This window comes from Phytohabitans maris, from assembly GCF_031085175.1.
Taxonomy (GTDB): Bacteria; Actinomycetota; Actinomycetes; order Mycobacteriales; family Micromonosporaceae; genus Phytohabitans; species Phytohabitans maris.
The window spans coordinates 1-12103 of the sequence record NZ_JAVHUY010000087.1; the positions used below are offsets into that span (position 1 = coordinate 1).

The window sequence follows — 12103 nt, forward strand, 5'->3', positions numbered from 1 at the left end:
TAGATGATCTATTCCAAGGGTGGGCTCGCTCAGCGGTACTGGAAGTACGTTATGAGGCCGCCATAACGTACTTCCAGTACCGCTGAGCAGAGACTCGGTCCTTGACCGACGGCCAGTGCCACCTGACGCCTCGGGCGGGCCTGTCGGGGCCGGGTGGGTTGCGGTCGCCTAGCGCGGAGGCTGAGGTCGCGGGAGCAACGGTCCGGACCCAACGCCAGTCAGCTTGAGTTGATCAAGGTCGGCCGACGGTGCATCCCGGGCGACCGCGACGATCCCATGATCGACACTTCGATCGGGATCGTCCCAGTAGATCGTGGTACGGATCGGCCCGCCTGAGGGCAGCTGCGTACCACGATCTCGACGCCCGCCCGGTGGTGTCCCTGATCGATCGCGGCCCGGCCCGGGCCGGTCAACAGCCTGACGCTGCTGACCGTGCCCAGCTCACGGCCTTGATCGAATCAGCGTGAGTGGCATTGGGTCCGGACCACCACGGGCATCGCGGTAGCTCATACCTTGGAGCAGATCTAGGACGGTTATGGTTCGCATGGCGCCCTAACCGTCCTAGATCTGCTTTGTGGGCCTCGTTTTCCGGGTGGCACGCGGGGAGGACGCGGGCCCTGGGTAATGATCGTCAGGTATCGCACGGGCGGACGCGCGGGGAGCGCGCCCCCAGCACTCAACACGGACCACGAAGCCGCCCAACGGACAGGGGTCGACGTCTCGCGAAGCTCTCAAGCTGCCCCGCCGGTGCGCCCAGCTCGACAGCCTCCCGCCGCCGCACCAACACCCCACCCTCGGCGGCATGGGCGGAGTTGAGCTGGGCCTGAGACCGCAGGCCTGACAGCGCGCGCCCGTCACGCACTTCACCACCGACCGCGACACCACCCCAACGGGCGGGGTCGACGTCTCGCGAGGCTGCCCCGTCTGTGCGGGCAGCTCGATAGCTCCCGCACGCACACCACGACCCGCGCCAGGGACGAGCGACGCGCGCGGCGCGAGGGTGGTTGGGCCGCGAGCGCGGGCCTCGCAGCGGATGCCGCGGCCCGCGCGCCGCCGTCCCGGGGGCGGCGCCCGAGGCGGGGCGGGGGCGCGTGGACGGGTGACCGCCGGGGTTGGGCTTGAACCGCGGGCATGGCAGCGGAGGTCGGGGATCTCGGGGAGCGCTAGCGAGCCGCCGGCCGGAGCGGTGCCCGCGGGAAAGCACCCCAAGAAAACGCTCCGCTGCGCTCCACGTTTCCCCGGGGGCCCCGCGCGTGCGGTCCGCAACTGGCGCGGGCGTGGGCAAATCTGCTGTCGGCGGCGCGAGACGGCGCTACGTGGCTGGGCCGTTGGGGTTGATGGCGCGGTAGCGGGCGAGCCAGGTGACCAGCTCGTCGGGGGGCATCGGGCGGGCGTAGAACCAGCCTTGCGCGACGTGGCAGCCGGCGGCGTGGAGGAGGCGCCAGGTGCGTTCGTCTTCGACGCCCTCGGCGACGACGCGCAGGCCGAGCGCGCCGGCCAGTTCGATGACCGAGCGGACGATGGCGGCGTCGTCGGCGTCGTTGGACATGCCGAGGACGAACGAGCGGTCTACCTTGACCTCGGCGAGCGGCAGGCGGCGCAGGTGCTGCATGGACGAGTAGCCGGTGCCGAAGTCGTCGAGCGCGATCGCGACGCCGATCTTGTCGAGGCGGGCGATCGTGGCCAGGACGCGGCGGGGGTCGGCCATCAGCGCGCCCTCGGTGATCTCCAGCTGGAGGCGTTCGGCGGGGAGGGCGTAGCGGGCCAGGCGGTCGGCGATCTGGTCGGCGATCTCGCCGTCGTGCAGGTCGCGGACGCTGACGTTGAGCGCGGCGCGCAGTTTGAGGCCGGCCGCGCTCCATTTGGCCACCTGCTCGACCACGTCGTCTACCACCCGGCGGGTGAGCAGCCGCATCACCGCGCTCTGCTCGGCCACCCGGATCAGCTCCTCCGGGTCGACCATCCCGTGCCGCGGGTGCCGCCACCGCAGCAGCGCCTCGACGCCCACCACCTCGCCGGTGTCGATCGCGATCTGCGGCTGGTAGTACATGGTGATCTGGCGGTCGCCGCCGGCCGGACCGCAGTCCAGCGCCTGGCGGAGGTCGGCGAGCAGGCTGAGGCGTTCCGGGGAGTTGTGGTCGGACTCGGGGGCGTAGACGGCGATGGTGTCGCCGCGGTGCTTGGCGTCGTACATCGCGACGTCCGCGTGCCGCAGCAGCGTGGCGAAGTCTTCGCCGTGCGCGGGGTACACGGCGACGCCCACCGAGCCGGAGACGTCGAGCGGGAGCCCGTCCAGCGCGACCGGCTGGGTGAGCGCCGCCACCACCCGCGCGGCCAGGTCGCGGCCGTCGTCGACGCTGGTCAACCGCGGTGCCAGGATCGCGAACTCGTCGCCGCCGAGACGGGCCACCACGTCGCCGGGGCGTACCGCGCCGGTGAGGCGGCCGCCCACCTCGACCAGCAGCCGGTCGCCGACCGCGTGCCCGAGAGCGTCGTTGACGTGCTTGAACCGGTCGAGGTCGAGCACCAGCAGCGCGAGGTGGGCGCCCCGCTCGGCGTGCGCGGGCAGCTGGTCGACCACCTCGCCGAGCAGCCCCTTGCGGTTGGCCAGGCCGGTCAGCGGGTCGAGGCGGGAGAGCTGCTCCTGCTCGGCGGAGAGGCGGGCCATCCGGTACACCGCGTAGAGCGGGACCAGCGCGAGCGGGATCAGCGCCGCGCTCGTCTCGGCGGCGGCCAGCATCACCGGGCTGAGCAGCAACAACGCGCCGATCGAGAGCAGCTCGAAGGGCAGACCCTGGCGGAACGTCGCCCACCAGCGGCCGCCGAAGAGCAGGCGCACCGCGACCGTGACCGAGCCGTACTTGACCAGGAACCAGGCCGCGGCGGCCGCCGCCACGACCACCACATCGCCCCACCCGATCGTGTCGAGGTCGGCGAGGCGGCTCACCGCGTACGCGGCGGAGAGGGCGAGCGCGTACTGCCCGATGTTGAACGCGGCCCGCCACCAGGCATGGCGCATGCGCCACGAGGAGACCACGACCGCCGCGGCCTGCACCGCCACCGCCGGCGCCAGACCCCAACCCAACATGATCGCGAACGAGAAGCAGGTGGACGGGAAGACGGCCGAGCTCTGCCGTCGCCCCGGCGGGGTGAACGGGCGCGCGTCGACCAGCACGGCTAGCCCGGCCATCACCCAGAACGCCGCTGGAAGGTCGGGCAACTGCCCGGGCAGGCGGGCCAGCGGAACGACACACAGAAGGGCGGCCACTGTGATGACCGCCAATACGAATGCGAAGAATGGGCGTGCTCGTTCAGGGGGAACGGAGTTCCGCGACGCTGCGGCCTCCATGCAATCCTCCCCCGCTGTCGCGCCAGTGCGTGAACCGCTCACCACCATAGGTGCGCGAGCGGTTCAGGCAGGGAGTATTCGGCGACAGTCGTGACTAACTTGAGATACGCGAGTGGTGTGCGATGTTATTCATCGCCGGTCTGCGCCACCTCCCGAGCGGCTTCCGGACCCCGCTCCAGCAGCACATCGAAACCCGTTTCATCGAGAACCGGCACTTTGAGCGATACCGCCTTGTCGTACTTAGAACCAGGATTGTCGCCGACCACCACGAAACCGGTCTTCTTGGAAACCGAACCGCTCACCTTGCCGCCCCGCGCGGTGATCTCTTCGGTGGCCCGGTCGCGCGAGTACGTGGAGAGCGTCCCGGTCACCACGACCGTGATCCCTTCCAGCGGGCGCGGACCCTCGTCGACCTGCTCCTCCACCATCCGCACGCCGGCCCGCCGCCACTTGTCGACCACCTCGCGGTGCCAGTCGACGGTGAACCACTCGTGCAGGCTCTCGGCGATCGTCGGCCCCACGCCCTCCACCCCGGAGAGCTCCTCCAGCGGCGCCTTCTCCATCGCGTCCATCGACCGGAAGTGCCGGGCCAGCGCCTGCGCCGCGGTGGGACCGACGTGCCGGATGGAGAGCGCGACGAGCACCCGCCACAGTGGCCGTTCCTTGGCCTCTTCGAGGTTTTCCAGCAGCTTGACCGCGTTGCTGCCGAGCGAGCCGTCCTTGTTGACGAAGAACTCCGAGCGGCGCAGGTCGTCGGCGGTCAGCCCGAACAGGTCGCCCTCGTCGTGGATGACGCCGGACTCCAGCAGCGCCACCGCCGCCTTGTAGCCCAGTACCTCGATGTCGAGCGCGCCCCGCCCGGCCAGGTGAAACACCCGCTCGCGCAGCTGTGCCGGGCAGGAGCGGTTGTTGGGGCAGCGGATGTCGACGTCGCCCTCCTTGGCCGGCGCCAGCGGCGAGCCACACTCCGGGCACGTCTCGGGCATCACGAACGGGCGGGCGTCGGCCGGCCGCAGCTCCATCACCGGCCCCAGCACCTCGGGGATCACGTCGCCGGCCTTGCGGATCACCACGGTGTCGCCGATCAGCACGCCCTTGCGCTCGACCTCGCGGGCATTGTGGAGGGTGGCGAGCGCGACCGTCGAACCGGCCACCCGCACCGGCTCCAGCACCGCGAACGGCGTGACCCGCCCGGTGCGCCCCACGTTGACCCGGATGTCGAGCAGCTTGGTGTTGACCTCCTCGGGCGGGTACTTGAACGCGATCGCCCAGCGTGGCGCCCGACTGGTCGAGCCGAGCCGCCCCTGGATGCTCACCGGGTCGACCTTGATCACCACGCCGTCGATCTCGTGCTCGACGTCGTGGCGGTGCTCGCGGTAGTACCCGATGTACTCCCGTACCCCGTCCATGTCGGGCTTGACCTGCCACCGCCGGCTGACCGGCAGGCCCCAGCCCCCCAGCACCTCGTAGGCCGCGCTCTGCGCGGGTGGCTGGAAGCCGCGCCGCGCCCCGATGCCGTGCACCACCATGCGCAGGCCGCGGGAGGCGGTGATCCGCGGGTCCTTCTGCCGCAGGCTGCCGGCGGCCGCGTTGCGCGGGTTGGCGAACGGGGCCTTGCCCTGCTCCACCAGGCTCGCGTTGAGGTCGCCGAACGCGGAGACCGGGAAGTAGACCTCGCCCCGCACCTCCAGGAAGTCGGGCACGTGGTCGCCGGCCAGCCGCTCGGGCACGTCGTGGATGGTGCGCACGTTGTTGGTCACGTCTTCGCCGGTGCGCCCGTCACCGCGGGTGGCGGCCCGCACGAGGCGCCCGTTCTCGTACGTCAGGTTGATCGCCAGGCCGTCGACCTTGAGCTCGCACAGGTAGGGCACCGGCTCGCCGGCGTCCCGCTCGACCCGCTCGGCCCAGGCGGAGAGCTCCTCGTCGTCGAACGCGTTGTCCAGCGACATCATCCGCTCGACGTGCTCGACCGGCGTGAAGAGCGTCGAGAACGTGCCGCCGACCCGCTGGGTGGGCGAGTCGGGGGTGCGCAGTGCCGGAAACTCCGCCTCGAGCGCCTCGAGCTCGCGCAGCAGCCGGTCGAACTCGGCGTCCGAGACGGTCGGCGCGTCGAGCACGTAGTACCGGTACTGATGGTCGGAGACGTCGGCGGCGAGCGCGGCGTGGCATTCGCGGACATCGGCGGGTGGCTCTTTCCCCGCCGCCGCGACCTGCTCCGGAGTGACCTGCTGCGGGATGACTTCCTCAGACACCTCTGCACCGTAACCGCTGGATACGACTAACGTGACTGACCATGAACGAGCCGACCAAGATCTTGCTGGACGAGTCGGAGCTGCCTCGTCGCTGGTACAACGTGCTCGCCGACCTGCCGAGCCCCCCGCCGCCGGTCCTGCACCCCGGCACGCTCCAGCCGGTCGGTCCGGACGACCTCGCGCCGCTCTTCCCGATGGACCTGATCCTGCAGGAGGTGGCCACCGACCGGTACGTGGACATCCCCGCCGATGTCCTGGACGTGTACAAGCTGTGGCGCCCCTCCCCGCTCTACCGCGCGCACCGGCTGGAGAAGGCGCTCGGCACGCCCGCCAAGATCTTCTACAAGTACGAGGGCGTGTCGCCGGCCGGCTCGCACAAGCCCAACACGGCGGTGCCGCAGGCGTACTACAACGCGGCCGCCGGCATCCGCCGCCTCACCACCGAGACCGGGGCCGGGCAGTGGGGCACCGCGCTCGCGTTCGCCTGCTCCCAGTACGGGCTGGACTGCGAGGTGTGGCAGGTCCGCGCCTCGTACGACCAGAAGCCGTACCGCAAAATCATGATCGAGACGTTCGGCGGGGTGATCCATCCGTCCCCTTCGGACCTCACCGCCGCCGGCCGCGCGGTGCTGGCCGCGCACCCCGACTCGCCCGGCTCGCTGGGCATCGCGATCTCCGAGGCGGTCGAGGTGGCCGCGCAGAACCCCGACACCAACTACGCGCTGGGCAGCGTGCTCAACCACGTACTGCTGCACCAGACGGTGATCGGTGAGGAGGCGATCGCCCAGTTCGCCAAGGTGGGGCTCGCGCCCGACGTGATCGTCGGCTGCACCGGCGGCGGCTCCAACTTCGGCGGGCTCGCCTTCCCGTTCCTGCGCGAAAAGCTGGCCGGCCGCATGGACGTCACGATCCGCGCGGTCGAGCCGGCGAGCTGCCCGTCGCTGACCAAGGGCGTCTACGCGTACGACTTCGGCGACACCGCCGGCATGACCCCGCTGATGAAGATGCACACCCTCGGCCACGACTTCATCCCCGACCCGATCCACGCCGGCGGCCTGCGCTACCACGGCATGTCCCCGCTCATCTCGCACGTCTACGAGCTGGGGCTGATCGAGGCGGTGTCGAAGACGCAGCGGGAGTGCTTCGAGGCGGGTGTGCGGTTCGCCCGCACCGAGGGCATCGTCCCGGCGCCCGAACCCACGCACGCGCTCGCCGCCTGCGTCGAGGAGGCGCTGCGCTGCAAGGAGACCGGCGAGGAGAAGGTGATCCTGACCGCGCTCTGCGGCCACGGCCACCTCGACCTGGCCGCCTACGGCGCCTACCTCGCCGGCGACCTGGTCGACCACGAGCTGTCGGAGACCGAGGTGGCTTCCGCGGTCGCCGCGCTCCCGAAGGTGCCCGCCTGATGCTGCCGACCGCGGAGGCTGTGATCGAAGCTCCCTTCACGTCGTTCTAGCGACTTGAGGGGAGCTTCGATCACAGCTAGCTCTCGTGCAGGCGTTGGGCGGCCTCGCGGACGGCGGTCAGCACGCGGCGGGCCTCGGTCGCGGACGAGCCGGCGAGGCCGCACGGGGGCGTCACCACCACCTGGTCGGGCAGTCGCTGGTCGGGGAAGCCCAGCTGGCGCCACACGCCGAGGACCTGGTCGGCGGCGCCCTTGGAGGTGCCGGTGGCCCCGGCGAAGAGGCCCAGGCCGGCGTCGATCGCCTCGCCGAGCGGGTCGAGCTTGTCCACGAGTGACAGGTCGAGCGCGACCGCGGTGGCGCCGCTGGCGCGGACCACGTCGAGGGGTACGTCCGGGGCGCAGCAGTGCAGCACCACCGGCGCGCCGGCCGCCTCCACGACGGTACGCAGCAACGAGCTCGCGGTGGACGACTCGATCGAGCGGTACGTGTACAGGCCACTGTCCGTCGCGATCCGCCCGGCCAGCGCGTCGGGCAGCGACGGCTCGTCCAGCTGGAGCAGCACGGTGGCCGCGGGCAGCCGGCGGCGTACGTCGGCCACGTGGGCGCGCAGCCCCTCGGCGAGCGACTCGCTCAGGTCGCGTACCGCCCCGTGGTCGCGCAGGATGCGGCCGCCGAGCGCCAGGTCGATGTTGGCGGCGAGGGTGAGCGGGCCGGCCGCCTGCACCTTGAACGTCCCGTCGAACTCCGCGGCCTGCTCGGTCATCTGGTCGAGGTCGCGTTCGAGCAGGTCGAGGGTGCGACGGCGGTCGCGGCCGGGACGGGCGGCCACCCGCCAGCGGGCCGCGTACAGCTCGACGGGCAGCTCGACCAGGAACGCGGCGCCCCGCCCGACCATGTCCGCGCCCGGGCCCCGGTTCGGCAGCTCGGGCAGGTGCGGGAGGTCGGGCAGCTCGCCGAGCACGATTCGTTGCGCCTCGGCGATGTCGGTGCCGGGCAGCGAGCCGATGCCCGTCGCCGAACCGCGCGGCCAGGGAAATCCGCCGGAGCGAGCGTGCGCGGACGGCGCTTGCCCACGATGGTCGTCAGCGAGCGGGCCAGGAAACTCAGTCACGGGTGCCAATCGTGGCGGAGCCGAGGACGACGTCGCCGGCGGGGTCGGGCCGGTACGCGACGAGTGCCTGCCCGGCCGCCACGCCCCGGGCCGGGCGGCGCAGCGAGGCGAGCATCCGCCCGCCGGCCACCTCGACCGTCGCCGGCACGACCTCGCCGTGCGCGCGCAGCTGTACCTCGCACTCGATCGGCCCGTCCGGCTCCGGCCCGCCGGTCCACACCGGACGGTCGGCGGCCACCTCGGAGACGTCGAGCATCTCGGCGGAGCCGACGGTCACGGTGTTGCTGACCGGGGTGATCGAGAGCACGTAGCGCGGCCGCCCGTCCGGCGCCGGCTCGCGCAGGGCCAGGCCGCGGCGCTGCCCCACGGTGTACGCGTACGCCCCGCTGTGGGCGCCCAGCACCGCGCCGGTCCGGGCGTCGACGATGTCGCCGGGCGCCTCGCCGAGCCGCTCGGCCAGGAAGCGCCGGGTGTCGCCGTCGGCGATGAAGCAGATGTCGTGCGAGTCCGGCTTTTCGGCCACGGCCAGCCCGCGCTCGGCCGCCTCCGCGCGCACCTGCGCCTTGGTCGAGTCGCCGAGCGGGAAGATCGAGCGGTCGAGCTGGTCACGGCGGAGCACGGCCAGCACGTACGACTGGTCTTTGGCCAGGTCGACACTGCGTCGCAGCAGGCCGTCGGCGCCGAGGCGGGCGTGGTGACCGGTCACGACCGCGTCAAAACCGAGGGCTACGGCCCGGTCGAGCACCGCCGCAAACTTGATCTTTTCGTTGCAGCGGAGGCAGGGATTGGGGGTACGGCCCGCCGCGTACTCGGCGACGAAGTCGTCGACCACGTCCTCGTGGAACCGGTCGGCCAGGTCCCACACGTAGAAGGGGATGCCGATCACGTCGGCGGCGCGGCGGGCATCCCGGGCGTCTTCCAGCGTGCAGCACCCGCGGGCGCCGGAGCGGTACGTCTGCGGGTTGCGCGCCAGCGCCAGGTGCACGCCGGTGACGTCGTGCCCAGCGTCGGCGGCCCGTGCGGCTGCCACGGCGGAGTCGACCCCGCCGGACATCGCAGCCAAAACTCTCACCCGACAACGGTAGCCTGCTCGTCCCCTCCCGGTTGATCAGGGAGTTCGTGGAGAGACACGCCGGCGACTCGCCCAACGAACTCCCTGATCAACTCCGTTGGGCGGCGCGGCGGGCCCGCTCGACGGCGCCGGGGAGGGCGGCGACCAGGGCGTCCACGTCGGCGCCGGTGGAGGTGTGGCCCAGCGTAAAGCGGAGTGAGGATCGGGCGCGGTCGTCGTCGGCGCCCATCGCGAGCAGTACGTGTGACGGCTGGGCCACCCCCGCCGAGCAGGCCGAGCCGGTGGAGCAGGCGATGTCCTGGGCGTCGAGCAGGAGCAGCAGCGCGTCCCCCTCGCAGCCGGGAAACGACAGGTGCGCGTTGCCGGGCAGCCGGTCGGCCGGGTCGCCGTTGTAGACGACGTCGGGCACCGCCTGCCGTACCCGGGAGACCAGGTCGTCGCGGAGAGCGCTGAGCCGGCCCGCGGTCTCCTCCTGGGTCTTGACCGCGGCCTCGACCGCGATGGCGAAGGCGGCGATGGCGGGGACGTCGAGCGTGCCGGAGCGTACGTCCCGCTCCTGGCCGCCGCCGTGCAGCAGCGGGGTGCAGGGGACGTCGCGGCCGAGCAGCAGCGCGCCCACGCCGGTGGGGCCGCCCAGCTTGTGGCCGCTGATGCTGAGCGCCGCCGCCCCGCTGGCCGCGAAGTCGACCGGCACCTGGCCGACCGCCTGGACCGCGTCGGTGTGGTACGGCACGCCGGCCTCGGCGGCCAGCGCGGCGAGCGCGGCCACCGGCTGGAGCGTGCCCACCTCGTTGTTGGCCCACATCGCCGTGACGACGGTCACCTGGTCGCCGGCGCCGTCCAGCGCGGAGCGCAGCGCCTCCACCGGCACCCGGCCCTGCGCGTCGACCTCGAGCCAGGTGACGTCGGCGCCCTCGTGCTCCTCGAGCCAGCGCACCGAGTCGAGCACGGCGTGGTGCTCGACCGCGCTGGCGATCACCCGGTTGCGGCCGGCGGCCCGGTCGCGGCGGGCCCAGTGGATGCCCTTGACCGCGAGGTTGTCGCTCTCGGTGCCGCTGCCGGTGAAGATCACCTCGGACGGGCGGGCACCGAGCGCGGCGGCGATCCGCTCGCGCGACTCCTCGACCGTGCGCCGGGCGCGCCGGCCGGGCGCGTGCAGCGACGAGGCGTTTCCGACGTCGCGGGCGGCGGCGACGTACGCCTCGATCGCCTCGCTGAGCATGGGCGTGGTCGCGGCGTGATCCATGTAGGCCATCGCATATCAGCCTAATGCGCCGGGCCGGGGTCATCCCCCGGCCCGGCCCGCGACGTGCTCACGCCCTACTTGCGTTTGCGGATTTCTTCGGCGGCTTGGGGTACGACTTTGAACAGGTCGCCGATGATGCCGTAGTCGGCGAGTTCGAAGATGGGTGCTTCGGCGTCTTTGTTGACCGCGATGATGGTTTTGGAGGTTTGCATGCCGGCCCGGTGTTGGATGGCGCCGGAGATGCCCAGGGCCACGTACAGCTGGGGGGAGACGGTTTTGCCGGTCTGCCCGACCTGGTATTGGTGGGGGTAGAAGCCGGAGTCGACCGCGGCCCGTGACGCGCCGACCGCGCCGCCGAGCAGGTCGGCCAGTTCCTCGACGAGTTTGAAGTTGTCGCCGCTGCCGACGCCGCGGCCGCCGGAGACGACCACCGACGCCTCGGTCAGTTCCGGCCGGGCGCCTTTGGGTTCGACCTTGCGTTCGACCACCCGGGCCAGCCTGGCTGTGTCGTCCACGCTGACCTGCAACGGCGTCACCTGCGCGCCGGCCGAGGCCGGGGCCGGGGTGGGGGTGGGGGTGGGGGTGAGTGAGTTGGGGCGGACGGTGACCAGCGGCAGCCCGCGGGTGACCCGGGACTTCACGATCACCGACCCGGCGAAGATCACCTGTGTCGCGGTGCCGTCGCCGTCCAGCCCGGTCACGTCGGTCAGTAGCCCGTTGTCGAGCTTGACCGCCAACCGGCCGGCGATCTCCTTACCCTCCTGGGTCGAGCCGAGCAGCACCGCCACCGGCGAGGTCGACCGCACCAGATCAGCCAACACGGCCGCCTTCGGCGCGACCAGATACTCCTCGAACAGCGCGTCCTCACCGGCGTACACCGTGCTGGCGCCGTACTGGCTCAGCTTGCCGACCAGCGGCCCCACCACACCCGGCCCACCGAAAACGACCGCGGACGGTGTGCCCAGCTCGCGGGCGAGGGTGAGCATCTCCAAGGTGACCTTCTTGACCTCGCCGCCGGAATGCTCGACAACGACCAACACCTCAGCCACAAAATTCACCCCTGCTCACACGAACTTCTCAGAAGCCAGGAACTCGACCAGCCGCACGCCGCCTGCACCCTCATCGGTGATCTTCACCCCAGCAGAGCGCGGCGGCCGCCTGCTCTGCCCGACCACCGCCGAGCTGGCACCAGCCGCACCCACCTCACCGGCCGCCACACCCAGATCGGCCAACGACAGCGTCTGCACCGGCTTCTTCTTAGCCGCCATGATCCCCTTGAACGACGGATACCGCGGCTCGTTGATCGTGTCCCACACCGACACCACCGCCGGCGCCTGCGCGGCCACCACCTCGACCCCTTCCTCGGTCTGCCGCTCGATCGTCAACAACCCGCCCTCGACGGTCAGCTTCCGCGCACCGGTCAACGCCGCCACCCCCAACCGCTCGGCCAGCATGTGCGCCATCACCTGCACCCGACCATCGGTCGACTCCGCACCACACAACACCAAATCCGGGCCGAGCCTGCCCAACACCGCCGCGAGGACCTTCGACGTGGCCAGGGCGCACGAACCGTGCAACCCGTCATCGAGCACATGCACCGCCCGATCCGGACCCATCGACAACGCCTTACGAATCGACTCCGACGCACCCACCGGCCCCATCGTCAA

At 71.7% G+C, this 12103-nt stretch carries 8 protein-coding genes; 1 reads left to right on the forward strand and 7 read right to left on the reverse strand.

Annotation, left to right across the window (positions count from 1 at the left end; translation table 11 throughout):
- Positions 1–1312: 1312 nt before the first annotated feature.
- A complete protein-coding gene (locus tag RB614_RS43885) occupies positions 1313–3349 on the reverse strand; it encodes a putative bifunctional diguanylate cyclase/phosphodiesterase (RefSeq protein WP_308718644.1) in 2037 nt (678 codons plus the stop codon).
- A 125-nt stretch (positions 3350–3474) separates the two neighbouring features.
- Entirely contained in the window at positions 3475–5601 is a 2127-nt protein-coding gene (gene ligA / locus RB614_RS43890) for an NAD-dependent DNA ligase LigA (protein WP_308718645.1), read from the reverse strand.
- 41 nt (positions 5602–5642) lie between these two features.
- Between ligA and RB614_RS43895 the strand changes: the two genes are divergently transcribed.
- Positions 5643–7007: a TrpB-like pyridoxal phosphate-dependent enzyme gene (locus RB614_RS43895; RefSeq protein ID WP_308718646.1), complete on the forward strand. Its 1365-nt coding sequence runs from the start codon at positions 5643–5645 to the stop codon at positions 7005–7007.
- Positions 7008–7083: 76 nt separating this feature from the next.
- Here RB614_RS43895 and RB614_RS43900 read toward each other — a convergent pair whose 3' ends face one another.
- The 5 genes from RB614_RS43900 to RB614_RS43920 all read right to left on the reverse strand — a co-directional run.
- Entirely contained in the window at positions 7084–8013 is a 930-nt protein-coding gene (locus RB614_RS43900) for a uroporphyrinogen decarboxylase/cobalamine-independent methonine synthase family protein (RefSeq protein WP_308718651.1), read from the reverse strand.
- A 97-nt stretch (positions 8014–8110) separates the two neighbouring features.
- Positions 8111–9190 carry a tRNA 2-thiouridine(34) synthase MnmA gene (gene mnmA, locus RB614_RS43905; protein WP_308718647.1) on the reverse strand — a complete coding sequence of 360 codons (1080 nt, stop codon included), beginning with the start codon at positions 9188–9190 and terminating at the stop codon, positions 8111–8113.
- A gap of 88 nt (positions 9191–9278) precedes the next feature.
- Entirely contained in the window at positions 9279–10445 is a 1167-nt protein-coding gene (locus RB614_RS43910) for a cysteine desulfurase family protein (protein WP_308718648.1), read from the reverse strand.
- Between the two features lie 65 nt (positions 10446–10510).
- Positions 10511–11485, reverse strand: coding sequence for an electron transfer flavoprotein subunit alpha/FixB family protein (locus RB614_RS43915; protein WP_308718649.1), 975 nt, complete (start codon positions 11483–11485; stop codon positions 10511–10513).
- Positions 11486–11500: 15 nt separating this feature from the next.
- Positions 11501–12103 (reverse strand): electron transfer flavoprotein subunit beta/FixA family protein (locus RB614_RS43920; protein ID WP_308718650.1); only part of this gene is annotated, 603 nt, incomplete at its 5' end.

Bases quoted from the DNA above. Each gene is read 5' to 3' on its own strand.
- RB614_RS43885 (WP_308718644.1), bottom strand. From the start codon at position 3,349: ATGGAGGCCGCAGCGTCGCGGAACTCCGTTCCCCCTGAACGAGCACGC.
- RB614_RS43895 (WP_308718646.1), top strand. From the start codon at position 5,643: ATGAACGAGCCGACCAAGATCTTGCTGGACGAGTCGGAGCTGCCTCGT.
- RB614_RS43910 (WP_308718648.1), bottom strand. From the start codon at position 10,445: ATGGCCTACATGGATCACGCCGCGACCACGCCCATGCTCAGCGAGGCG.